General features: G+C 61.9%; 19 protein-coding genes. 9 read left to right on the forward strand and 10 right to left on the reverse strand.

Annotated features, from left to right (window positions below):
• Nucleotides 1-206 precede the first annotated feature (206 nt).
• A complete protein-coding gene (gene glpT, locus AC1M7R_RS09940) occupies nucleotides 207-1,556 on the forward strand; it encodes a glycerol-3-phosphate transporter (protein ID WP_072390475.1) in 1,350 nt (449 codons plus the stop codon).
• On the opposite strand, the gene AC1M7R_RS09945 is transcribed toward glpT, so the two are convergent.
• The 6 genes from AC1M7R_RS09945 to AC1M7R_RS09970 form a co-directional block, all read right to left on the reverse strand.
• A complete protein-coding gene (locus AC1M7R_RS09945) occupies nucleotides 1,532-2,200 on the reverse strand; it encodes a gamma-glutamylcyclotransferase (RefSeq protein ID WP_072430928.1) in 669 nt (222 codons plus the stop codon). The genes glpT and AC1M7R_RS09945 overlap by 25 nt on opposite strands.
• A gap of 358 nt (nucleotides 2,201-2,558) precedes the next feature.
• Complete coding sequence (locus tag AC1M7R_RS09950) at nucleotides 2,559-3,527, reverse strand: CDP-6-deoxy-delta-3,4-glucoseen reductase (protein ID WP_072390479.1); 969 nt, start codon at nucleotides 3,525-3,527, stop codon at nucleotides 2,559-2,561.
• Entirely contained in the window at nucleotides 3,527-4,993 is a 1,467-nt protein-coding gene (ubiD, locus tag AC1M7R_RS09955) for a 4-hydroxy-3-polyprenylbenzoate decarboxylase (RefSeq protein WP_072390482.1), read from the reverse strand. The genes AC1M7R_RS09950 and ubiD overlap by 1 nt, the downstream gene beginning before the upstream one ends.
• 124 nt (nucleotides 4,994-5,117) lie before the next feature.
• A complete protein-coding gene (rho, locus tag AC1M7R_RS09960) occupies nucleotides 5,118-6,377 on the reverse strand; it encodes a transcription termination factor Rho (RefSeq protein ID WP_003206716.1) in 1,260 nt (419 codons plus the stop codon).
• Between the two features lie 239 nt (nucleotides 6,378-6,616).
• Nucleotides 6,617-6,946 (reverse strand): thioredoxin TrxA, encoded by a 330-nt coding sequence (gene trxA, locus AC1M7R_RS09965; protein ID WP_072390882.1) that lies wholly within the window; start codon nucleotides 6,944-6,946, stop codon nucleotides 6,617-6,619.
• A gap of 121 nt (nucleotides 6,947-7,067) precedes the next feature.
• Nucleotides 7,068-7,775 carry a FadR/GntR family transcriptional regulator gene (locus AC1M7R_RS09970; RefSeq protein WP_072390485.1) on the reverse strand — a complete coding sequence of 236 codons (708 nt, stop codon included), beginning with the start codon at nucleotides 7,773-7,775 and terminating at the stop codon, nucleotides 7,068-7,070.
• Between the two features lie 255 nt (nucleotides 7,776-8,030).
• On the opposite strand from AC1M7R_RS09970, the gene AC1M7R_RS09975 reads away from it, so the two are divergent.
• The 5 genes from AC1M7R_RS09975 to ppx all read left to right on the forward strand — a co-directional run bounded on the left by AC1M7R_RS09975 (nucleotide 8,031) and on the right by ppx (nucleotide 12,591).
• Nucleotides 8,031-8,816, forward strand: coding sequence for a transporter substrate-binding domain-containing protein (locus tag AC1M7R_RS09975; RefSeq protein ID WP_072390488.1), 786 nt, complete (start codon nucleotides 8,031-8,033; stop codon nucleotides 8,814-8,816).
• Nucleotides 8,817-8,837: 21 nt separating this feature from the next.
• Nucleotides 8,838-9,518, forward strand: coding sequence for an amino acid ABC transporter permease (locus tag AC1M7R_RS09980; RefSeq protein ID WP_072430931.1), 681 nt, complete (start codon nucleotides 8,838-8,840; stop codon nucleotides 9,516-9,518).
• Nucleotides 9,515-10,165, forward strand: a complete 651-nt coding sequence (locus tag AC1M7R_RS09985; RefSeq protein WP_072390494.1) for an amino acid ABC transporter permease — start codon at nucleotides 9,515-9,517, stop codon at nucleotides 10,163-10,165. The genes AC1M7R_RS09980 and AC1M7R_RS09985 overlap by 4 nt, the downstream gene beginning before the upstream one ends.
• Nucleotides 10,152-10,889 carry an amino acid ABC transporter ATP-binding protein gene (locus tag AC1M7R_RS09990; RefSeq protein ID WP_072430932.1) on the forward strand — a complete coding sequence of 246 codons (738 nt, stop codon included), beginning with the start codon at nucleotides 10,152-10,154 and terminating at the stop codon, nucleotides 10,887-10,889. The genes AC1M7R_RS09985 and AC1M7R_RS09990 overlap by 14 nt, the downstream gene beginning before the upstream one ends.
• Before the next feature lie 199 nt (nucleotides 10,890-11,088).
• Entirely contained in the window at nucleotides 11,089-12,591 is a 1,503-nt protein-coding gene (gene ppx, locus AC1M7R_RS09995) for an exopolyphosphatase (protein WP_072390500.1), read from the forward strand.
• Nucleotides 12,592-12,813: 222 nt separating this feature from the next.
• On the opposite strand, the gene ppk1 is transcribed toward ppx, so the two are convergent.
• Together ppk1 and hemB are read right to left on the reverse strand one after the other, a co-directional pair.
• Nucleotides 12,814-15,036 (reverse strand): polyphosphate kinase 1, encoded by a 2,223-nt coding sequence (gene ppk1 / locus AC1M7R_RS10000; protein ID WP_072390503.1) that lies wholly within the window; start codon nucleotides 15,034-15,036, stop codon nucleotides 12,814-12,816.
• 17 nt (nucleotides 15,037-15,053) lie between these two features.
• On the reverse strand, nucleotides 15,054-16,067 hold the full coding sequence (gene hemB, locus AC1M7R_RS10005; protein ID WP_072390506.1) for a porphobilinogen synthase: 1,014 nt from the start codon (nucleotides 16,065-16,067) through the stop codon (nucleotides 15,054-15,056).
• Nucleotides 16,068-16,424: 357 nt separating this feature from the next.
• Between hemB and AC1M7R_RS10010 the strand changes: the two genes are divergently transcribed.
• A complete protein-coding gene (locus AC1M7R_RS10010; protein ID WP_072390509.1) occupies nucleotides 16,425-17,048 on the forward strand; it encodes a DedA family protein in 624 nt (207 codons plus the stop codon).
• Here AC1M7R_RS10010 and AC1M7R_RS10015 read toward each other — a convergent pair.
• On the reverse strand, nucleotides 17,029-18,264 hold the full coding sequence (locus tag AC1M7R_RS10015) for a sterol desaturase family protein (protein ID WP_490610387.1): 1,236 nt from the start codon (nucleotides 18,262-18,264) through the stop codon (nucleotides 17,029-17,031). The two genes, AC1M7R_RS10010 and AC1M7R_RS10015, sit on opposite strands and share 20 nt — an antisense overlap.
• Before the next feature lie 123 nt (nucleotides 18,265-18,387).
• On the opposite strand from AC1M7R_RS10015, the gene elbB reads away from it, so the two are divergent.
• Nucleotides 18,388-19,056: an isoprenoid biosynthesis glyoxalase ElbB gene (elbB, locus tag AC1M7R_RS10020; protein WP_072390514.1), complete on the forward strand. Its 669-nt coding sequence runs from the start codon at nucleotides 18,388-18,390 to the stop codon at nucleotides 19,054-19,056.
• Nucleotides 19,057-19,111: 55 nt separating this feature from the next.
• Here elbB and AC1M7R_RS10025 read toward each other — a convergent pair whose 3' ends face one another.
• Complete coding sequence (locus tag AC1M7R_RS10025) at nucleotides 19,112-21,010, reverse strand: cytochrome c/FTR1 family iron permease (RefSeq protein WP_092179895.1); 1,899 nt, start codon at nucleotides 21,008-21,010, stop codon at nucleotides 19,112-19,114.
• A 314-nt stretch (nucleotides 21,011-21,324) separates the two neighbouring features.
• Between AC1M7R_RS10025 and AC1M7R_RS10030 the strand changes: the two genes are divergently transcribed.
• A complete protein-coding gene (locus AC1M7R_RS10030) occupies nucleotides 21,325-22,719 on the forward strand; it encodes a COG3014 family protein (RefSeq protein WP_490610388.1) in 1,395 nt (464 codons plus the stop codon).
• Nucleotides 22,720-22,722 lie beyond the last annotated feature (3 nt).

Here is a 22,722-nt window from a genome sequence, read left to right on the forward strand (position 1 = left end):
TTTGCGGCGTGATATCGGATCACGCCTAAACGGTCTGCGCCGACATCTCCTACAACGCCATCTGTTTATATCTGAGCGACATGTTCATTTAAGAACATTCGTTGCGGGAAGTTTTTGCTATTTAAGCGATGAGAAGCAATGCTATTTTCGGTAACGAAACTGTAACATTCGCATCCGCAGTCATAACAAGAATCTGGAGCCCTTGAATGTTTGCTTTCTTTCGTCCCGCCACTCATCAGGCACCTCTGCCTGAAGAAAAAATAGACAGCACCTACCGACGCCTTCGCTGGCAGATCTTCGCTGGCATCTTCATTGGCTACGCCGGCTACTACCTGCTGCGCAAGAACTTTTCCCTGGCCATGCCGTACCTGATCGACGAAGGCTATACCCGCGGTCAGCTGGGCGTGGCCATGTCGGCCATCGCCATTGCCTATGGATTATCCAAGTTCCTCATGGGCCTGGTGTCCGACCGTTCCAACCCACGCTACTTCCTGCCATTCGGCCTGCTGGTCTCTGCGGGGGTGATGTTTATTTTCGGTTTCGCACCTTGGGCGACGTCCAGCGTGACCATGATGTTCATCCTGCTGTTCATCAACGGCTGGGCCCAGGGCATGGGGTGGCCGCCCAGTGGCCGGACCATGGTGCACTGGTGGTCCCAGAAGGAACGCGGTGGCGTGGTGTCGGTGTGGAACGTTGCGCATAACGTCGGCGGCGGTCTGATCGGTCCACTGTTCCTGCTGGGAATGGGCTGGTTCAATGACTGGCACGCTGCGTTCTATGTCCCGGCGGCCGTAGCGCTGATGGTTGCGCTGTTCGCCTTCGCGACCATGCGCGACACCCCGCAATCGGTGGGCCTGCCGCCCATCGAGAAATACAAGGACGATTACCCGGAAGGTTACGACGCCAGCCACGAGAACGAATTCAGCACCAAGGAAATCTTCGTCAAGTACGTGCTGCGCAACAAGATGCTGTGGTACATCGCCTTGGCCAACGTGTTCGTCTACCTGCTGCGCTACGGTGTGCTGGACTGGGCGCCCACCTACCTCAAGGAAGCCAAGGGTTTCACGGTGGACAAGAGCTCCTGGGCGTATTTCTTCTACGAGTGGGCAGGTATTCCGGGCACGCTGCTGTGCGGCTGGATGTCGGACAAGATCTTCCGTGGCAACCGTGGCCTGACAGGCATGGTGTTCATGGCGCTGGTGACCGTGGCGACGCTGGTGTACTGGCTGAACCCGGCGGGCAACCCGACCGTCGACATGATCGCCCTGGTATCCATTGGCTTCCTGATCTATGGCCCGGTCATGCTGATCGGCCTGCAGGCGCTGGAGCTGGCACCGAAGAAAGCCGCTGGCACCGCTGCCGGCTTCACCGGTCTGTTTGGCTACTTGGGCGGCTCGGTCGCGGCCAGTGCCGCCATGGGCTATACCGTGGACCATTTCGGCTGGAACGGCGGTTTTGTCCTGCTGGTCGGCGCCTGCCTGCTGGCAATGGCCTTCCTCGCGCCCACCCTGGGGCACAAGCAAGTCGCCAGTCAGAGCCGAGAAGTGACGGCCTGATCGCGCACTGACCCGCAGCGCTTGAGCCGCGCCTCCAGATTCCGGTCTGGCATGGCGTGGCTACGCAGGGCCTGGATGGTCTGCTCGACGTAATCGCGGGTCGTGCCATAACGCCCACACGCACTTTCGAACACCTGGTTCAGCACATGGTCCGGCACGTTGCCGGCATAGCTGGGCAGGTGTCGCTCCAGTACGAATCCCAGCGCCTGCACCCGGTTGCCATTTTCGAGGCGGCAACTGAGCCAGTGGGGCCGATACGACGGGAAGGGCATCTCGCGCTGCCATAAGGCAAACAGCGAGTCCTCGAGGTTCTCTTGCGGCAACCGATAAGCGAAACCGCTGCACGAACCGCCGCGGTCCAGCCCGAACACCAGCCCCGGCAACTCCGGCGTGCCACGGTGTTCATGGGACCATAGATACAGGCCGCGATGATAACCATGGACTCGCCCGCGCACCCGCTCCACCGCTGTGCACTCCGGCCGCCAGATCAACGAACCGTAGGCGAACAACCAGACCGGGCCACCTTGGTGCAGGCGCATGGTCGATTGCATCGAAGCGAGCAATTGCTCGCCAGTCAGCTGTGGCCCCAGGTCGAGCCGCGGTGGGTACGGGACACAGGGGATGGCGGATTCGATAGCGGTCATGGCCGGTAGCGGTTGGCTCCTCGCGGGTTGGAAGTGGACCGTCGCGCGTCAGGGGGCTGACGTCTGAGCGAAGCGACGCAAATTGAATGCCATGAATGATGGGGCGATGGCATATACCTTAACGGCATCTGGCTCATGAGCTAAATATCGAATGGGCATATGTGCAGATATATATCTTTGGAGAGGGGCTGCCGGGCTAGGCAGCAGCTCCTGAAAGCAGTCAACCCGGTAGGCCGGCTTAATGCGGGGGTCTTGTAAGGGGGGCTGCTGCGCAGCCCAACGGGGATAAATCCCTTCGCAACAGGATCAATCCCCTCGTCACAAAAGCAGATCCTGGGTCTGGATCAATGCGCGAGACTCAAGCCCGCGGCGCATAGGCGAACACATCGGCGCGCATTTGGTGGGCGTCCATTCCGGCTTCGACCAGTGCATCGAGAGTGGCATAGATCATGGCCGGCGAACCGCTGGCGTAGACATGCACACCGCAGAGATCGTCAATGTCCTGGCACACCGCTTCGTGGAGCATCCCACAGCGTCCTTCCCAGCCACACACGTCGCTGACGACTTTGTGCAGGAACAGATTCGCAAGCTTCTTCCACTCGTCCCAATGCTCGATTTCGTAGAAATCCTCCGGACGGCGCACGCCCCAGTACAGATGGACCGGGTGGTTGAAACCTGCTGCGCGGCAATGCTCGATCAGGCTGTGCATCTGCGCCATGCCGGTCCCGGCGGCAATCAGCACCAGCGGACCCTCCGGCAATTCGGACAAGTGAGTGTCGCCAAACGGCATTTCGACGCGCACGCTGGGGTTGCGACGCAACTGCTCAAGCAGCATTCGCGCACTGTTTTCACGCACCAGCACGTGCAGTTGCAGGTCTCGTCCGGAATGCGGCGCCGAAGCCAGGGAGAAAGCCGACTTCTCACCGTTCTCCCGTTCGATCATCAGGTATTGCCCGGCGTGATAACGCGGCGGCTTGCCCGCTGGCGCACGCAGGTTGACCCGCCAGACATCGCCGCCCACCTCGACGCACTCGACCACCTGGCAGGCCAGGTTGCGCACCGGCAACTCCCCCGGCGCCAGCACCCCATCCCATAGCACCACGCAATCTTCCAGGGGCTCGGCGATGCAGGTGAAAATCTCACCGTGATCGCGCACTTCGCCAGCCTGCTGGACGCGGCCTTCCACCAGCAGCGCACCACAGACATGGCAATTGCCGTTGCGGCAGCTTTGCGGGCATTCATAGCCCAGGCGCCGCGCACCATCGAGAATCCGCTCGGCGGGCTGTATCTCAAGTATCGCGCCGGAAGGCTGCAGGGTTACACGCATCAATCTATTCCTAACTGATTCCAGATGGCATCGATCCGTTGGGTAACGGCTTCATCCTTGACGATAACCCGGCCCCACTCACGAGTGGTTTCACCGGGCCATTTATGCGTGGCATCGAGCCCCATCTTCGACCCCAGGCCGGACACTGGCGAGGCGAAGTCGAGGTAGTCGATGGGCGTGTTGTCGATCATCACCGTATCGCGCTTGGGATCCATGCGCGTGGTGATGGCCCAGATCACGTCGTTCCAGTCCCGTGCATTGATATCGTCGTCAGTGACGATAACGAACTTGGTGTACATGAACTGTCGTAGAAACGACCATACCCCCAGCATCACCCGCTTGGCATGCCCTGGATATGACTTCTTCATGGTCACCACGGCCATCCGATACGAGCAACCTTCCGGCGGCAGGTAGAAGTCGGTGATTTCCGGAAACTGCTTCTGCAGGATCGGCACGAACACTTCGTTCAGCGCCACGCCGAGGATCGCCGGCTCATCCGGTGGACGTCCCGTGTAGGTGCTGTGGTAGATCGGTTTGGTCCGGTGAGTGATGCGCTCGACGGTGAACACCGGGAAGCTGTCGACTTCGTTGTAATAGCCGGTGTGATCGCCATATGGTCCTTCGTCCGCCATTTCGCCGGGGTGGATCACGCCTTCGAGGATGATCTCGGCGGTGGCCGGGACTTGCAGGTCGTTGCCGCGGCATTTCACCAGTTCGGTACGATTGCCCCGCAGCAGGCCGGCGAAGGCATATTCGGAGAGGCTGTCCGGCACGGGCGTGACAGCACCGAGGATGGTTGCCGGGTCCGCCCCCAGGGCCACCGAGACCGGGAATGGCTGGCCGGGGTGTTTCTCGCACCACTCGCGATAGTCCAGCGCACCGCCGCGGTGGCTCAGCCAGCGCATGATGACCTTGTTGCGACCAATCACCTGCTGGCGGTAGATGCCCAGGTTCTGGCGCTCCTTGTTCGGCCCCTTGGTAACCGTCAGGCCCCAGGTGATCAAGGGTCCCACGTCGCCCGGCCAACAGGTCTGCACCGGCAGCATGGCCAGGTCGACATCGTCGCCCTCGATCACCACTTCCTGGCAGATCGCGTCCTTGACGACTTTCGGTGCCATGGAAATGATCTTGCGGAAGATCGGCAGCTTGGACCAGGCATCCTTCAGCCCCTTCGGCGGCTCGGGCTCCTTGAGAAACGCCAGCAGCTTGCCGATTTCCCGCAACTCGCTGACGGCCTCGGCCCCCATGCCCAGGGCCACTCGCTCCGGTGTGCCAAACAGGTTGCCCAGGACCGGGATGTCAAAGCCCGTCGGGTTTTCGAACAACAGCGCCGGGCCTTTGGCTCGCAGGGTGCGGTCGCAGACCTCGGTCATTTCGAGCACGGGAGACACCGGCACCTGGATGCGCTTGAGTTCACCGCGCTGTTCCAGACCGCTGATAAAGTCGCGCAGATCGCGATACTGCATGCAAAAGCCTCATGGTGGCCGTGGCGTTCGGGGGCCCGAGTTTAACGCCGCCCGTTCGGAATAGTGAATGCACAGATAGCAAAAAGCCGGGTTTCCCCGGCTTCTACTGCCTGTCCTGCCCGATTTACTTGCGTTTCATCGACAGGAAGAACTCATCGTTGGTCTTGGTGGTTTTCAGCTTGTCCACCAGGAACTCGATTGCTGCCACTTCATCCATCGGATGCAGCAGCTTGCGCAGGATCCACATGCGCTGCAGCTCGTCGTCGGCCGTCAGCAACTCTTCGCGACGGGTGCCGGAACGGTTGATGTTGATGGCCGGGAAGACACGCTTCTCGGCGATACGACGGTCCAGGGGCAGCTCCATGTTGCCGGTACCCTTGAATTCCTCGTAGATCACTTCGTCCATCTTCGAGCCGGTTTCAACCAGCGCGGTGGCGATGATGGTCAGCGAGCCGCCTTCCTCGATGTTCCGTGCGGCACCGAAGAAGCGCTTGGGCTTTTCCAGGGCGTGGGCATCGACACCACCGGTCAGCACCTTGCCGGAGCTCGGGATCACGGTGTTGTAGGCACGGGCCAGGCGGGTGATGGAGTCCAGCAGGATCACCACGTCCTTCTTGTGTTCGACCAGGCGCTTGGCCTTCTCGATCACCATTTCGGCTACCTGCACGTGGCGGGTCGGCGGCTCGTCGAAGGTCGAGGCGACCACTTCGCCGCGCACGGTGCGCTGCATCTCGGTCACTTCTTCAGGACGCTCGTCGATCAGCAGCACGATCAGATGAACTTCAGGATTGTTACGGGCGATGTTGGCCGCGATGTTCTGCAGCATGATCGTCTTGCCCGCTTTCGGCGGCGCCACGATCAGGCCACGCTGGCCCTTGCCGATAGGGGCGCACAGGTCGATGACACGGCCGGTGAGGTCTTCGGTGGAGCCGTTGCCGGCCTCCATCTTCATGCGCACCGTCGGGAACAGCGGGGTCAGGTTTTCGAACAGGATCTTGTTCTTCGCGTTTTCCGGACGATCGAAGTTGATCGTGTCGACCTTGAGCAGTGCGAAGTAACGCTCGCCTTCCTTGGGAGGGCGAATCTTGCCAACGATGGTGTCACCGGTGCGCAAGTTGAAGCGACGGATCTGGCTCGGCGAGACGTAGATATCGTCCGGGCCGGCAAGGTAGGAAGCGTCCGCGGAACGGAGAAAGCCGAAGCCGTCCTGGAGAATCTCCAGCACGCCATCACCGGAGATTTCCTCGCCGCTCTTCGCGTGCTTCTTGAGCAGGGAGAAAATCACGTCCTGCTTGCGCGAACGGGCCATATTTTCTATGCCCATCTGTTCGGCCAATTCGAGCAGTTCGGTAATCGGCTTTTGCTTGAGTTCAGTCAGATTCATATAGGAATGACGTAATCATTTATGGAGGGGAAATTAAGCTTTTGGCTTAATGAGGCCGCGCCGCGGAGAAGGCGACAGGATCGCGTACTTATTCGAAAGGAGAGCGTCGGCGACGGCTTGCAGGGGGCACTGGAGAAACCAGTGCGGGGCCGAATGTAACACCTGGATTTACGAGCGTCTAGCCCCGGGGAACGAAAAAGCCCCGCGATTGGCGGGGCTTTTACAACGGCATTCAGCGCTTAGAGGTTGGCGTCGATGAAAGCCGCCAATTGCGACTTCGACAGTGCGCCGACCTTGGTGGCCTCGACGTTGCCGTTCTTGAACAGCATCAGGGTCGGGATACCACGCACGCCGTGTTTGGCGGGAGTTTCCTGGTTTTCATCGATGTTCAGCTTGGCAACGGTCAGCTTGTCCTTGTAGGTCTCGGCAATTTCGTCCAGGACCGGCGCGATCATCTTGCACGGACCGCACCACTCAGCCCAATAGTCGACCAGCACTGCGCCTTCGGCCTTGAGTACATCAGCTTCGAAGCTAGCGTCGCTAACGTGTTTGATCAGATCGCTGCTCATGGAAATCTCCGGGGTCATCAGCAAAAAAACGTGGCCCATCATAACGGCCCTTCCCGGGTTCAGGAAGCCGCAGTTGATTGAGTCTCGCTATGACGAGGCATGCAACCGTGTATCGCCCGGCTCACGAAGCGGCGGGCGCCACAAAGGCGATTCCAGTGCGCAGCGCAGCGTTACGTACATGTTCCTGCATGGCTTTTTGCGCGGGGCCCGATGCACGGCGGGCCAGGGCGCGCAGGATCTTGCGATGCTCCTGCCAGGTTTCCATCGCCCGCTCGGCCCGGATGAACGGTAGCTTCTGGCTCTCCAGGAAGATCTCGGCGCTGGCGGTAAGGATGCTCAGCATCGCCTGGTTGCCGCTGGCCAGCAGGATTCGTCGATGGAACTCGAAATCCAGCCGCGCCGCCGCGTCGAAATGCCCGGACTTCAATTCGCGGCGCATGGCCTCCACATTGTCCTCCAGCACATCGAGCTCGCCAGGGGTCAGCGTCACCGCCGCTATCCCGGCCGCGAAGCCTTCCAGTGCATAACGCAACTGGAAGATATCCATGGGCGAAGCCTGGGCCGCGAACGGCCAGCCCGGCGTCGACTCGTTGCGCGAAACCTCCACCAGCGATTGCACGAACACCCCTTTGCCCGGTTGCACGCTGATCATGCCCAGGGCGCTCAGTGATGAAAGTGCCTCGCGCAGCGACGCCCGGCTCACTCCCAGCTGCATGGCCAGGTCGCGCTGCGACGGCAGCGCATCGCCCGGCCCGATGCCCTGTTCGGCAATCAGTTTGCGGATGGCTTGCAACGCCACTTCAGGAACGGCGCGAGAGATGGAATTCATGTTTTTTTTCGACGAACCGGGCCAAGGAGCGGCTAGTTGTAAAACTATTCGTCGTGCCCGGCAAGTCGTGCCCCGCCGGGGTTCGGCGGCCAACACCAACGCTCGATAACGGTGCAAAACCCGGCGCAACTGTTCAGACCAGTAAGACCGCGCGCCGCCTGTAAAACCGTGGCTTTGGCACCTCATGAATCGCTTTGGCACGGCCCGTGCTCTGTCGAAACCCAGAAATCACCTCATCGATTCCGGAGACTCGCCATGATCCAGCGTTGCAGCGCCCTGCTCACTGCCCTGTTTGCCAGCCTGATGCTCTGTCAGCTGCCCGCCCACGCTGATGGCCTGGAAGACGTGGTCAAGCGCGGCACCCTCAAAGTCGCGGTTCCCCAGGACTTTCCGCCATTCGGCTCGGTAGGTCCGGACATGAAGCCCCGCGGCCTGGACATCGATACAGCGCAACTGCTGGCCGACCAGCTCAAGGTCAAGCTCGAACTGACGCCGGTCAACAGCACCAACCGCATTCCTTTCCTGACCACCGGCAAGGTCGACCTGGTGATCTCCAGCCTGGGCAAGAACCCGGAACGGGAAAAGGTCATCGACTTCTCCGGCGCCTACGCGCCGTTCTACCTGGCTGTGTTCGGCCCGCCCGAAGCCGCCATCAATGGCCTGGAAGACCTCAAGGGCAAGACCATCAGCGTCACCCGTGGCGCCATCGAAGACATCGAGTTGACCAAGGTCGCCCCCGAAGGCACCACCATCAAGCGCTTCGAAGACAACAACTCGACCATCGCCGCCTACCTGGCCGGCCAGGTGGACCTGATCGCCAGCGGCAACGTGGTGATGGTCGCCATCAGCGAACGCAACCCCAAGCGTGTTCCGGCGCTGAAGGTGAAACTCAAGGACTCGCCGGTGTACGTGGGCGTAAACAAGAACGAGCCAGCGCTGCTGGACAAGGTCAACCAGATCCTGGCCACCGCCAAGACCGACGGCAGCCTGGAGAAGAATTCCCAGACCTGGCTCAAACAGCCGCTGCCGGCCGATCTCTGATCGTCGCTTGAGAGGCTGAGCATGGCTTATCAGTTCGATTTTCTGCCGGTGGTGCAAAACACCGAGCTGCTGCTGCGCGGTGCGCTATTCACCCTGGAACTGACGGCCATCGGCACGCTGCTCGGGGTTGGCCTGGGCATCGTCGGGGCCGTGGTGCGGGCCTGGAACATTCGTCCATTCTCGGCGTTCTTCGGTGTGTACGTGGAATTGATCCGCAACACGCCGTTCCTGGTGCAGTTGTTTTTCATCTTCTTCGGCTTGCCGTCCCTGGGCCTGCAGATTTCCGAATGGCAGGCGGCAGTACTGGCGATGGTGATCAACCTCGGCGCCTACTCCACCGAGATCATCCGCGCCGGTATCCAGGCCATTCCGCGGGGCCAGCTGGAAGCGGCCGCAGCCCTGGCGATGAGCCGCTTCGAAGCCTTCCGCCACGTGGTGCTGCTGCCAGCATTGGGCAAGGTCTGGCCGGCCCTGAGCAGCCAGATCATCATCGTGATGCTCGGCTCGGCGGTCTGTTCGCAGATCGCCACCGAAGAGTTGAGCTTTGCCGCCAACTTCATTCAGTCGCGCAACTTCCGCGCGTTCGAAACCTATGCACTGACTACGCTCATCTACTTGTGCATGGCGCTGTTGATCCGCCAGTTCCTCAACTGGGTGGGCCGCCGCTGCCTGTACAAAAGCAGCACCGGGAGCCGCCCATGAGCGATTTCACTTTCTGGGACGTGGTGCGCAACCTGCTCACCGGCCTGCAATGGACCCTGGCGCTGTCGCTGGTGGCGTTTATCGGCGGCGGCGTGATCGGCTTGCTGGTGATGGTGCTGCGCATCTCCAAAAACGCCCTGCCCCTCAACATCGCCCGCATCTACATCGAGTTGTTCCAGGGCACCCCGCTGCTGATGCAGCTGTTCCTGGTGTTCTTCGGCGTAGCCCTGGCCGGGGTGGAGATTTCTCCCTGGATGGCCGCGGCCATTGCCCTGACGCTGTTCACCAGTGCTTATCTGGCAGAGATCTGGCGCGGCTGTGTCGAGGCCATCCCCAACGGTCAATGGGAAGCGTCCTCGAGCCTGGCACTGAACCGGCTGGAGCAGTTGCGCTACGTGATCCTGCCCCAGGCCCTGCGCATCGCCGTGGCGCCGACCGTGGGTTTCTCGGTGCAAGTGATCAAGGGCACGGCGGTCACCTCGATCATTGGCTTCACCGAACTGACCAAGACCGGCGGCATGCTCGCCAACGCCACGTTCGAGCCCTTCATGGTGTATGGCCTGGTGGCTCTCGGATACTTCCTGCTCTGCTACCCCTTGTCCCTCAGCGCGCGCTACCTGGAAAGGAGACTGCATGCCTCTGCTTAGAATTACCGCCCTGCATAAATACTACGGCGATCATCACGTGCTCAAAGGCATCGACCTGAGCGTCGAGGAAGGCCAGGTGGTGGCGATCATCGGCCGCAGTGGCTCGGGCAAATCCACCTTGCTGCGCACCCTCAATGGCCTGGAATCGATCAACGACGGCGTCATCGAAGTGGACGGCGAGTACCTGGACTCGGCCCGTGCCGACCTGCGCAGCCTGCGCCAGAAAGTCGGGATGGTGTTCCAGCAGTTCAACCTTTTTCCGCACCTGACCGTTGGCGAAAACGTGATGCTCGCCCCACAGGTGGTACAGAAAGTCTCCAAGGCCAAGGCCACCGAACTGGCTCGACAGATGCTGGATCGGGTCGGGCTCGCCGAGAAATTCGACGCCTTCCCTGAGCGCCTCTCCGGCGGCCAGCAGCAACGGGTCGCGATCGCCCGCGCCCTGGCGATGTCTCCCAAGGTGTTGCTGTGCGACGAGATCACCTCGGCCCTGGACCCGGAACTGGTCAACGAAGTGCTCAGCGTGGTCCGGCAACTGGCCAAGGAAGGCATGACCCTGATCATGGTCACCCACGAAATGCGTTTCGCCCGCGAAGTGGGGGACAAGCTGGTGTTCATGCATCAGGGCAAGGTGCACGAGGTGGGAGATCCCAAGGTGCTGTTCGCCAATCCGCAGACACCGGAGCTGGCCAATTTCATCGGGACGGCCGAACCTGTGGCCTGAGATTTGCGCTGCCGGCTCTGGCCTCATCGCGAGCAGGCTCGCTCCCACAGGTTCACGGTTGCCGGCTATTGCGCAGGCGAGACAAAACAGGTGTGGGAGCGAGCCTGCTCGCGACGGACCGCGAAGCGGTCGCCTTTGCGTTGGCGTAAGCGAGCGATCGTGGCAGGATGGCAAGGTTATCGACCGAGACCTTTTGACCATGCCGCCATCCCAAGCCAAGAATCTGTCCCTGATCGCCGCCATAGACCTGGGCTCCAACAGCTTCCACATGGTCGTCGCCAAGGCCCAGAACGGGGAAATCCGCATTCTTGAGCGGCTCGGCGAGAAGGTCCAGTTGGCCGCCGGCATCGACGAAGAACGCAAGCTGAGCGAAGAATCCATCCAGCGCGGGCTCGATTGCCTCAAGCGGTTTGCCCAACTGATCAACGGCATGCCCTTGGGCGCGGTGCGGATCGTGGGCACCAACGCCCTGCGCGAGGCGCGCAATCGCGGCGAGTTCATCCGCCGTGCCGAAGAGATCCTCGGCCATCCGGTGGAAGTCATTTCCGGGCGTGAAGAAGCCCGCCTGATCTACCTCGGCGTGTCCCATACCCTGGCCGACACCCCTGGCAAGCGACTGGTGGCGGACATTGGCGGCGGCAGTACCGAATTCATCATCGGCCAACGCTTCGAGCCGCTGCTGCGCGAAAGCCTGCAGATGGGGTGCGTCAGCTACACCCAGCGTTATTTCCGTGACGGCAAGATCACCCCGGCCCGCTACGCCCAGGCCTACACGGCGGCGCGCCTGGAAATCATGAGCATCGAACACGCCCTGCACCGCCTGACCTGGGACGAAGCCATCGGCTCCTCGGGCACCATCCGCGCCATCGGCCTGGCGCTCAAGGCCGGCGGCCATGGCAACGGTGAAGTGAACGCCGAGGGCCTGGCCTGGCTCAAGCGCAGGCTGTTCAAGCTGGGCGAGTCGGACAAGATCGACTTCGAGGGCATCAAGCCCGACCGCCGAGCGATCTTCCCGGCAGGCCTGGCGATTCTCGAAGCGATCTTCGATGCCCTCGAATTGCAGCGCATGGACCACTGTGAAGGTGCCCTGCGCGAAGGCGTGCTCTATGACCTGCTGGGCCGCCACCATCACGAGGACGTCCGCGAGCGCACCCTGGGCTCGCTCATGGAGCGTTACCACGTCGATCAGGAACAGGCCGTGCGGGTCGAGCGCAAGGCACTGCACGCCTTCGACCAGGTGGCCGACGACTGGAACCTGGGCGATGGCATCTGGCGCGAGCTGCTCAGCTGGGCCGCCAAGGTCCACGAAGTGGGGCTGGACATCGCGCACTACCATTACCACAAGCACGGCGCCTACCTGATCGAGCATTCCGACCTGTCGGGCTTTTCCCGGGAAGACCAGCAGATGCTCGCCCTGCTGGTGCGCGGCCATCGGCGCAATATCCCCAAGGACAAGTTCGCCGAATTCGGCGACGACGGCATCAAGCTGATTCGCCTGTGCGTGCTGTTGCGTTTCGCGATCCTGTTCCACCACATCCGCGGCACCCAGGAAATGCCCCAGGTCGCCCTGCGCGCCGATGGCGATCAACTGGATGTGATGTTCCCCGACGGCTGGCTGGAAGAAAACCAACTGACCCAGGCCGACTTCGCCCAGGAAGCCGAGTGGCTGACCCGGGTCGGGATCGTGCTGAACATTCACTGAGCCCCGCCACAACACAGATCCATTGTGGCGAGGGGATTTAGCGAAACGTCGCACCGCCCCGCCGGGCCGCGAAGCGGCCCCAGAGAGTTGGAAGGTAATCAACCTGACACAACGGGCTGGCAGGTTTCAGGGCTGCTTCGCAGCCCAGCGGGGTGGTGCGACGTTTCGCTGAATCCTTCGCCACAGATACCCCTTAACCATCAGAACTGCATCACCCCGACCTTAACGAACCGCCAGCACCGGGCTGCTCAAGCGCTCCAGCAATGTCGCCTGGGCGCTGCGTGGGTTCTGGTTGCCGGTCGGCGTGTTGCGGATGTACCGGCCATCCGATTGCAGGATCCAGCTGTGGGTATTGTCGGTGAGATAGCTTTCCAGCTCTTTCTTCACTCGCAGGATCAGTTTCTTGCCTTCCACCGGGAAGCAGGTCTCGACGCGCTTGTCGAGGTTGCGCTCCATCCAGTCGGCGCTGGACAGGAACATCTGTTCCTCGCCGCCGTTGAGGAAGTAGAACACCCGCGTGTGTTCCAGGAAGCGGCCGATGATCGAACGCACATGGATGTTATGGGAAACCCCCGGAATACCCGGTCGCAGGCAGCACATGCCACGCACCACCAGGTCGATGCGCACGCCTGACTGGCTGGCCTTGTACAGCGCACGGATGATTTTCGGATCGGTCAGCGAGTTGAACTTGGCGATGATATGCGCCGGCTTGCCGTCCAGGGCGAACTGGGTCTCCCGGGCGATCATGTCGAGCATGCCCTTCTTCAGGGTGAACGGCGCATGCAGCAGCTTCTTCATGCGCAGGGTCTTGCCCATGCCGATCAACTGGCTGAACAGCTTGCCCACGTCTTCGCACAAGGCATCGTCGGAGGTCAGCAGGCTGTAGTCGGTATACAGGCGGGCGTTAGCCGCGTGGTAGTTGCCGGTACCCAGGTGGGCGTAACGCACGATCTCACCGGCCTCACGGCGCAGGATAAGCATCATCTTGGCGTGGGTCTTGAAACCCACCACGCCGTAGATCACCACCGCACCGGCCGCTTGCAGACGGCTGGCCAGCTGCAGGTTGGACTCTTCATCGAAACGCGCCCGCAATTCGATCACCGCCGTGACTTCCTTGCCGTTGCGCGCCGCATCCACCAGGGCATCGACGATTTCCGAGTTGGCACCGCTGCGGTACAGAGTCTGGCGCACCGCCAGGACGTGAGGGTCCTTGGCGGCCTGGCGCAGCAGGTCGACCACGGGTGTAAACGACTCGAACGGGTGCAGCAGCAGGATGTCCTGCTTGCTGATCACGCTGAAAATGTTCTCGCTGTTTTGCAACAGCTTCGGAATCTGCGGTGTGAAGGGCGAGTACTGCAGCTCCGGATGGCTGTCCAGGCCGGTAATGCTGAACAGCCGGGTCAGGTTGACCGGGCCATTGACCTGATACAGCTCGGTCTCGTGCAGGTTGAACTGCTTGAGCAGGTAGTCGGACAGGTGCTTGGGGCAGGTGTCGGCCACTTCCAGGCGGACTGCATCGCCATAGCGGCGGGAGAACAACTCGCCACGCAGGGCGCGCGCCAGGTCTTCGACGTCCTCGGTATCCACCGACAGGTCCGCGTTACGCGTCAGGCGGAACTGGTAACAGCCCTTGACCTTCATGCCCTGGAACAGGTCATCGGCGTGAGCATGGATCATCGAGGACAGGAATACATAATTGTCGCCGGGACCACCGACATCTTCCGGCACGCGGATGATGCGCGGCAGCAGGCGCGGCGCGGGAATGATCGCCAGGCCGGAATCGCGACCGAAGGCGTCGATGCCCTCCAGCTCGACGATGAAGTTCAGGCTCTTGTTGACCAGCAACGGGAACGGGTGCGTCGGGTCGAGGCCGATCGGCGTGATGATCGGGGCGATCTCATCGCGGAAATAACGGCGCACCCAGGTCTTGAGCTTGGTGGTCCAGTAGCGACGACGAATGAAGCGGACCTGATGCTTTTCAAGCTCCGGCAACAGGATGTCGTTGAGGATCGCGTACTGGCGGTCGACATGACCGTGGACCAGCTCGCTGATGCGCGCCAGGGCCTGATGCGGCTGCAGACCGTCAGCGCCGGCCTGCTCGCGGGCGAAAGTGATCTGCTTCTTCAGGCCGGCCACACGGATTTCGAAGAACTCGTCCAGGTTGCTGGAGAAGATCAGCAGGAATTTCAGCCGCTCCAGCAAGGGATAGGACTCGTCCAGCGCCTGTTCCAGCACGCGGATGTTGAACTGCAGTTGCGACAGCTCACGATGGATGTACAGGCTGCTGTCATCCAGGTTGGGGATCGCAATCGCCGGGGCCGGGGTCGGAGCCGGCTCGGCGGCGACCGCAGGAACGGGGTCCAGCTCCGGCGGCGTTTCGGCGACCTGCTCGACCACGGGTTGAGCGTCTTTTACGGCAACTTCAGTGAGTCCTTCGGTATTCATCGCAAGTTCCTGGGAGGCTATTTCTGCTCTCGTAGCAATTGGGCGGCGCGCACGGCGAAGTAAGTCAGGATGCCATCAGCCCCTGCGCGCTTGAAAGCGGTCAATGATTCGAGGATCACCCCTTCACTCAGCCAGCCGTTCTGGATGGCGGCCATGTGCATGGCGTATTCGCCGCTGACCTGGTAGACAAAGGTCGGGACTTTGAATTCGTCTTTCACCCGGCAAAGAATGTCGAGGTAAGGCATGCCTGGCTTGACCATGACCATGTCGGCCCCTTCCGACAGGTCGGCGGCCACTTCGTGCAGGGCTTCCTGGCTGTTGGCCGGGTCCATCTGGTAGGAGGCCTTGTTCGCCTTGCCCAGGTTCAGGGCCGAGCCGACCGCATCGCGGAACGGGCCGTAATAGGCGCTGGCGTACTTGGCCGAATAGGCCATGATGCGCACGTTGACGTGACCGGCCACCTCGAGGGCTTCGCGGATCGCCTGGATGCGACCGTCCATCATGTCAGACGGCGCCACCACCTGGGCACCCGCCTCGGCGTGGGACAGCGCCTGCCTGACCAGCGCATCGACAGTGATATCGTTCTGCACGTAACCGTCTTCATCGAGGATGCCGTCCTGCCCGTGGGTGGTGAACGGGTCCAGCGCCACGTCGGTGATCACCCCCAGTTCAGGGAAACGCTCGCGCAAGGCACGGGTCGCGCGTTGGGCGATACCCTCCGGGTTCCAGGCTTCGGCGGCATCCAGGGACTTGAGCCCCGGTGGCGTCACCGGAAACAACGCCAGCGCTGGAATGCCCAGCTCCACCCAGTTGGCGGCCTCTTCCAGCAGCAGGTCGATGGTCAGGCGTTCCACGCCGGGCATCGATGCCACTTCCTCACGGCGGTTCTCCCCATCCAGTACGAACACCGGCAGGATCAGGTCGTTGGTGGTCAGAACGTTTTCACGCACCAACCGACGAGAGAACTCATCGCGGCGATTGCGACGCAGGCGGGTGGCAGGGAACAGACGGTTGGCGGGGGTAAAGCTCACGGCAGACTCCTGAGCCCGCGCAGACGGGCGAGCGTGACAGTTATAAGCGGTCATTATGACGAACACATTACAGAAGTGTTGCATTTGAACCACAGGGCTGCTGCGGCGGCTTTGCGGGCAGGCCGGTCGCCGTCTCCCGTCATGGCGGACCATGACCGGGCGCAGCACCTTGCCTGGCAACCGGATCCAATCGCCTCAGCAGGAACATTGCGACCCAGGAGCAGCACTTGCGCAACTGTGACCTGTCGTCGCAGTTATTGTCGTTGTAGGAATTGTTCACGTCGAGACACATTTCGATACTTTCCTGAATGTGTCTGAAGGGTTAGGCTGCGCGTTCATTTCGCCAGCACCCAGACAATGCTCCAACAATTTCTCAATGACTTCGGCTACCTGGCCCTGTTCATCGGCACGTTCTTCGAAGGTGAAACCATCCTGGTGCTCGCAGGCTTCCTGGCGTTCCGTGGCTACATGGACATCAACCTGGTGGTCGTCGTGGCGTTCTGCGGCAGCTACGCGGGCGACCAGCTGTGGTACTTCCTGGGTCGCAAGCATGGTCGCAAGCTATTGGCGCGCAAGCCTCGCTGGCAACTGATGGGTGATCGTGCCCTGGAGCACATTCGTCGGCATCCGGACATCTGGGTCCTGAGCTTCCGCTTCGTCTACGGGCTGCGTACGGTCATGCCGGTGGCCATCGGCCTCTCGGGCTATCCGCCGGGCCGCTACCTCTTGCTCAACGGCATTGGCGCAGCCATCTGGGCCACGGCGCTGGCCGCCGCCGCTTATCACTTCGGCGCGGTCCTCGAAGGCATGCTGGGCAGCATCAAGAAATATGAATTGTGGGTACTTGGCGCACTGCTGGTGCTGGGCCTGTGCCTGTGGTTGCGACGCCGTATCAAGAATGCACGCCTGGCTCGCAAGACCCTCGAAGCCGAGCGGCTGGAGCAAGCCAGGCCAGGCGAACCTACGACGCCCAACGAGTGAGGCGATGGCGGCAGCAGTAAAGGCCGATGCCGCTGAGCAGGCTGTAGCAGAGCAAGCCGACCCAAGCCACCGGGCTGGCTGGCCATAATCCGACCAAGGGCGCCAGCCACACCAGGGGCAGGTTCGAAGCCAGGCGCAACAGTTCCAGCCGCCGCGCCCACGGCCGATCCTCCAGGGCCACGCCCAACACGAAGATCCCGAACGCAACCGTCCCCCAGCCCAGCACCAGGGCGGCGACCGGCAGGCTGTTCTCCAGGTTCATCAGATAACTGCCCAGCGCTATGTAGACACAGAACTGCAGCGCCACATACCACTGCTGGCGCCTGTCCAGCGGTACGTCGAACTTGCGGAAACGGCTCAGGTCCGGCTTGTTCAGCGGGTACCTGGCCGCGACGTCCGCCGGCCTCCAGCCTGTGGGCATGAACCAGATGCGCAGCTTGTCCCACCCATGCTCTGCCCGCCGAGCATCCGTCCACAATTGTGCGTAGAACTGCAGGTTGGCCCACAGCGGATTCCAGCTCGCCAGCGGCGTGGTCACGCCAAAGATCACCGGCTCGTTATCGTCTTCTTCCTGGAAGGTGCCGAACAGACGGTCCCAAATAATGAACACCCCTCCGTAGTTGCGATCCATATAGAGAAGGTTCTGCGCATGGTGGGCACGATGATTGGACGGCGTAACGAAGCACCACTCCAGCCAGCCGAGCTTGGGAATGTGCTGGGTATGAACCCAGAACTGATACAGCAGATTCAACGCCGCGACGCTGACGAACACCACCAGCGGCACGCCCAGCACCGCCAGCGGCAAGTAGAAAATCCAACTCAACGCAAAGCCCGTGCTGGTCTGGCGCAAGGCGGTGGAGAGGTTGTAGTCCTCGCTCTGGTGATGCACAGAATGAGCGGCCCAGAGGATATTGCGTTCATGCCCCATGCGGTGCAGCCAGTAGTAGCAGAAATCGTAGAACACGAAGGCCAGCACCCAGACCCAGGTCTGGTCGGCAGGCAACCGCACAATGGCCAGATGCTCCAGGGCGAAGGCATAGGTCACCAATCCCACGCCCTTGGTCAGCAGGCCGGTAGTGGTGGACAGCACGCCGGTGCTCAGGCTGTTGATCGCGTCGGCGACCCGGTAGTGGCTCACGCCACGCCAACGGTCGGCCAGCAGCTCGACGGCTATCAGGACGAAGAAGAACGGCACGGCATACAGAATGAAATTCATGACGCGACCCGGGCACGCGAGACAAGGAGATAGTCGGCAGATTAGGTGTAGCCGCCCGAGAACCCTATGGCAACGAGTGACAAATTAGTGGACATTTAACGCCATGAATCTGGAGAAAAGCCCATGAGCAAAAAAGTTGCAGTGATCCTTTCCGGCTGTGGCGTGTACGACGGCGCCGAGATCCACGAAAGCGTGATCACCTTGCTGCGCCTTGATCAGCGCGGCGCGCAAGTGCAGTGCTTCGCCCCCAATATCGCCCAGTTGCATGTGATCAATCACCTGACCGGCGAGGAAATGCCCGAAAGCCGCAACGTGCTGGTGGAGTCGGCCCGGATCGCCCGGGGCAACGTGAAGGACCTGCGCGAAGCCAGGGTCGAGGACTTCGATGCCCTGATTATTCCCGGGGGCTTCGGCTCGGCGAAAAACCTGTCCAACTTTGCCGTCGAAGGGGCCGGTTGCACGGTGCAACCGCAAGTCCTGGAGCTGACCGAAGCCTTCGCCGAGGCCGGCAAGCCGGTAGGACTGATCTGCATTTCCCCGGCGCTGGCCGCGAAGATCTACGGCCCCGGCGTAACCTGCACCATCGGCACGGATGTCGACACAGCGGCGGCGGTGACCAAGATGGGGGGCTCCCACGAAGACTGCGCCGTCACCGACATCGTCGAAGACACTGCGCGCAAACTGGTGAGTACCCCGGCCTACATGCTGGCGCAGAACATCAGCGAAGCGGCCTCAGGCATCAATAAACTGGTGGACCGCGTGCTGGAACTGACCCACGAGAACGACATCTGAAACCGCCGCGGGGGCGAGCCGACTCGCTCCCGCAGCGAACCGAACGGGCAGTCCGTCAGGACGCCTGAACCCGCCGCTTCTCCGCCACCCAACTGCGTCCATACAACACGACAATCGCCACGATCGCGATCACCTGGGCCGCCAACGAATAGGCATCGGCGTGAATGCCCAGCCAGTCGAAGTCAAAGAACGCCACCGGACGAGTTCCGAAGATGCCGGCCTCCTGCAGGGCCTTCACGCCATGGCCGGCGAACACCACCGACAAGGCGCACAGCAACGCCGCGTTGATGCTGAAGAACAGCGCCAGCGGCAAGCGCGCCGAACCGCGCAGGATCACCCAGGCCAGCCCCACCAGTAGTACCAGAGCCGTCGCGCCACCCGCCAGCACGGCGTCATGCCCGGCAGGGCCAGCCTGCAGCCACAGGGTCTCGTAGAACAGGATCACTTCGAACAGCTCGCGATAAACCGAGAAAAACGCCAGGATGGCAAAGCCGAAACGGCCACCACCGCCGACCAGGCTGCTCTTGATGTAGTCCTGCCAGGCCGCGGCGTGACGCCGGTCGTGCATCCACACACCCAGCCACAGCACCATCACGCTGGCGAACAGGGCCGTTGCGCCCTCGAGCAGCTCACGCTGGGCGCCGCTGACGTCGATCACATAGGCAGCCAGGCCCCAGGTCGCCAGGCCGGCCAGCAGCGCCAGCCCCCAACCGACGTTGACGCTGCGAACCGCCGATTGCTGACCGGTATTGCGCAGGAACGCCAGGATCGCCGCCAGCACCAGGATCGCTTCCAACCCCTCGCGCAACAGGATCAGCAGGCCGGAAATGTAGCTCAGCGACCAGCTCAGGCCATCGCCGCCCAGCAAGCCCGCGGATTCCTCCAGCTTGGCCTTCGCCGCCGTCAGGCGCTGCTCGGCCTGCTCCACCGGCAGGCCGTCCTGCAAGGACTGACGGTAGGCCATCAAGGCTTTTTCCGTATCCTTGCGCACGTTTGCATCCACGTTATCCAGCGAGCTCTCCACCAGCTCGAAACCTTCCAGATAGGCGGCTACCGACAGATCGTAAGCCTGGTCATGCTCACCGGCACGGTACGCCGCGATGCTTTTATCCAGGGTGGCGGCAGTGTAGTCGAGCAATTGCGCCGGGCCGCGCTGGACCTGAGGCGGCTGGGCACGCTGGGCGCGGAAGGTGGCCGCAGCGGCCGGGCCTTGCGTCGCCAGGACTTCGGCCGGCGTCTGGCGAGCCAGGTCGGCGAGATTGAAGGTCTGCTCGCCCTTCGCGGCGGCAGGATCGGCACTGAAGCTGGCGATGTAGGTCGCCAGGTCCCAGCGCTGACGGTCGTCGAGCTGGTCGGCGAATGCCGGCATGTCGGTGCCTTCGACGCCCAGGCCGAGGGTGCTGTAGATGGCATAGAGGCTCAGGTTGTCCAGTCGTTTGCTGTCGCGCAGGTTGGCGGGCGGCGGCTCCAGGCCGACACCGGCAGGGCCATCGCCAGCGCCGCTGTCGCCATGGCAAACCGAGCAGTTCTGAGCGTACAGCGGTGCCCCGCGAGCAGGGTCCGGGGTGATGACCGGTGCCTGGCTGACCTCATAGGCCACCGCCAGCCGGGCCCCCATCTGGCGGGCCATTCGGGCCACCTCGGCACCATCCTGGCGTTGGCTGATCGCGTTACGCAGGGCGCCGATGCCCTGTGTCAGCTCGGCCTTTTCCGGCTTGGCCGGCAGCGCAACGACCAGCCCCTCCAGCACCTGGATGAATTCCAGTTGTTCGCGGTATTCGGACTCGTCGATGACCTTCCCCGCCTCCACTGTCGCCGGGTAATCCGCACCGATGTAATCCAGCAGATGCAGCGCCTGTGGGGCGCCTTCAAGAGTATCGGCCAGCAAATGGGGGCTACACAGGGCCAGCAACGGTAGCGCAAGCCAGCCCAGAAAACGAAGCGGGGCAATCATCAACAATTCTCAGTTGGAAATAAGAAGTAACACATTGTTCACGTCCACAGCCTTCGACTCAAGCGCCGAGATGCTCCGCAGGTGCTTTTTCATCGGATCTTCATGCTTTGGAAGTGATGTCACAAAAACGGCATTTAGGAATTGAAAAGCCATTACATAGCCAACGGCCATGTTTATAATCCCGCCGCCTTCTCGATGTCCGAGGCAAAAAAAAGCTCCTCCGAATGCGAGGAACCGACAGCGTTCCGACGCATGTCCGTGGATCGCCCCAGCCCGACCCGCACACCTGGCTGATACCTCAGGGAAGAATGTTCATGGCCTCCCGTGCCGTTTTCTCGGTCGCTCTCGGTGCGATCACCTTGTTGTCCGGCTGTTCGGTTTTCCGTAATTACGACAGCGAACTGGCCCAGACCAACCAACAGCTCGCCTCCGGCAACGTCGATGCGGCCCTGACCCTGCTGGAAAAGAACAACAGCAAGGACAAGGACCTGCTGTACTACTTCGAAAAAGGGGAGCTGCTGCGGGCCAAGGGCGATCTGTCCGGCAGCCAGACGGCCTGGACCAGCGCGGACCAGCAGGTCGGCCAGTGGGAAGACGCGGTCAAGCTGGACACCGCCAGGTATGCCGCCCAGTTCGGCAGCTTCCTGGTCAACGACAAGGTCCGGCGCTATGAGGGTTATGACTACGAAAAGGTCATGCTGACCACGCAGATGGCCCTGAACCTGCTCGCCGTGAACGACTTCGATGGCGCCCGGACCCAGATCAAGAAAACCCACGAACGCGAAGCGGTGATCGCCGACCTGCGGGACAAGCAGTACCTCAAGCGCGAAGAAGAGGCCGAGCAGCAAGGGGTCAGGACCGAGTACAAGGACCTGCAGGGCTATCCGGTGGCCAGCCTCGACGCGCCGGAAGTGGTCGGCCTCAAGAACAGTTATCAGAGCGCATTCAGCCATTATCTGGCCGGTTTCGTCTATGAGGCCCTGGGCGAGAAAAACCTGGCCGCACCGGGTTATCGCAAAGCCGCCGAGCTGCGTCCCAATACCCCGCTGCTGGAACAGGCACTGCTCAACCTCGACAAACCTGCCGCAAAGAACGATGACAGCGACGTCCTGATCGTGGTGCAGAGCGGCCTGGCGCCGTCCCGTGATTCGATCCGCATCCCCCTGCCCCTGCCCATCAGCGGCAATGTCGTCATCACGCCATTGTCGTTCCCGGTGATCAAGCCCGACACCTCCACCGCCACCTTCGCCCAGATCGGCGTCGATGGCCGCCAGTTGGACCTGACCCAACTCAACAGCACCACCGCCATGTCCCGCCGCGCCCTGCGCGATGACATGCCGGGCATCATCCTGCGCACCACCGTGCGCGCCATCACCCGTGGCGTAGCGCAGAAACAGATCAACGAAACCAACCCACTGGCCGGCCTGGCCGTAGGCCTCACCTCGGCCGTGCTCGAAGGCGCAGACACCCGGACCTGGCGCACCCTGCCGGACTACACCCAAGTGGTACGCCTGCGCCTCAAGAAAGGCGAGCACGAAGTCACCCTGCCCAACGCCACAGGCGGCTCGGTGGTCAAGGTGATGGTCGACCAGCGTTACCAAGTGGTCAGCCTGCGGGCCGTGGGCAATCAGGTCTTCGCCGGTGGCCTGGCCGCCCGGGTGATCCCGAGCGCCAACCCGACCGCCATCGCCAGCCTCAAGCTACCTTAAGAA

The sequence above is a fragment of the Pseudomonas sp. MS01C9 genome, assembly GCF_058202755.1.

What these genes read in the sequence shown, in the direction of transcription:
- glpT (WP_072390475.1), top strand. Translation starts at nt 207, where the DNA reads ATGTTTGCTTTCTTTCGTCCCGCCACTCATCAGGCACCTCTGCCTGAA.
- AC1M7R_RS09950 (WP_072390479.1), bottom strand. Translation starts at nt 3,527, where the DNA reads ATGCGTGTAACCCTGCAGCCTTCCGGCGCGATACTTGAGATACAGCCC.
- AC1M7R_RS09985 (WP_072390494.1), top strand. Translation starts at nt 9,515, where the DNA reads ATGAGCGATTTCACTTTCTGGGACGTGGTGCGCAACCTGCTCACCGGC.
- ppx (WP_072390500.1), top strand. Translation starts at nt 11,089, where the DNA reads ATGCCGCCATCCCAAGCCAAGAATCTGTCCCTGATCGCCGCCATAGAC.
- AC1M7R_RS10015 (WP_490610387.1), bottom strand. Translation starts at nt 18,264, where the DNA reads ATGAATTTCATTCTGTATGCCGTGCCGTTCTTCTTCGTCCTGATAGCC.
- rho (WP_003206716.1), bottom strand. Translation starts at nt 6,377, where the DNA reads ATGAATCTGACTGAACTCAAGCAAAAGCCGATTACCGAACTGCTCGAA.
- AC1M7R_RS10030 (WP_490610388.1), top strand. Translation starts at nt 21,325, where the DNA reads ATGGCCTCCCGTGCCGTTTTCTCGGTCGCTCTCGGTGCGATCACCTTG.
- AC1M7R_RS10025 (WP_092179895.1), bottom strand. Translation starts at nt 21,010, where the DNA reads ATGATTGCCCCGCTTCGTTTTCTGGGCTGGCTTGCGCTACCGTTGCTG.
- AC1M7R_RS09945 (WP_072430928.1), bottom strand. Translation starts at nt 2,200, where the DNA reads ATGACCGCTATCGAATCCGCCATCCCCTGTGTCCCGTACCCACCGCGG.
- AC1M7R_RS09990 (WP_072430932.1), top strand. Translation starts at nt 10,152, where the DNA reads ATGCCTCTGCTTAGAATTACCGCCCTGCATAAATACTACGGCGATCAT.
- AC1M7R_RS09980 (WP_072430931.1), top strand. Translation starts at nt 8,838, where the DNA reads ATGGCTTATCAGTTCGATTTTCTGCCGGTGGTGCAAAACACCGAGCTG.
- ppk1 (WP_072390503.1), bottom strand. Translation starts at nt 15,036, where the DNA reads ATGAATACCGAAGGACTCACTGAAGTTGCCGTAAAAGACGCTCAACCC.
- trxA (WP_072390882.1), bottom strand. Translation starts at nt 6,946, where the DNA reads ATGAGCAGCGATCTGATCAAACACGTTAGCGACGCTAGCTTCGAAGCT.
- elbB (WP_072390514.1), top strand. Translation starts at nt 18,388, where the DNA reads ATGAGCAAAAAAGTTGCAGTGATCCTTTCCGGCTGTGGCGTGTACGAC.
- AC1M7R_RS09975 (WP_072390488.1), top strand. Translation starts at nt 8,031, where the DNA reads ATGATCCAGCGTTGCAGCGCCCTGCTCACTGCCCTGTTTGCCAGCCTG.
- ubiD (WP_072390482.1), bottom strand. Translation starts at nt 4,993, where the DNA reads ATGCAGTATCGCGATCTGCGCGACTTTATCAGCGGTCTGGAACAGCGC.
- AC1M7R_RS10010 (WP_072390509.1), top strand. Translation starts at nt 16,425, where the DNA reads ATGCTCCAACAATTTCTCAATGACTTCGGCTACCTGGCCCTGTTCATC.
- AC1M7R_RS09970 (WP_072390485.1), bottom strand. Translation starts at nt 7,775, where the DNA reads ATGAATTCCATCTCTCGCGCCGTTCCTGAAGTGGCGTTGCAAGCCATC.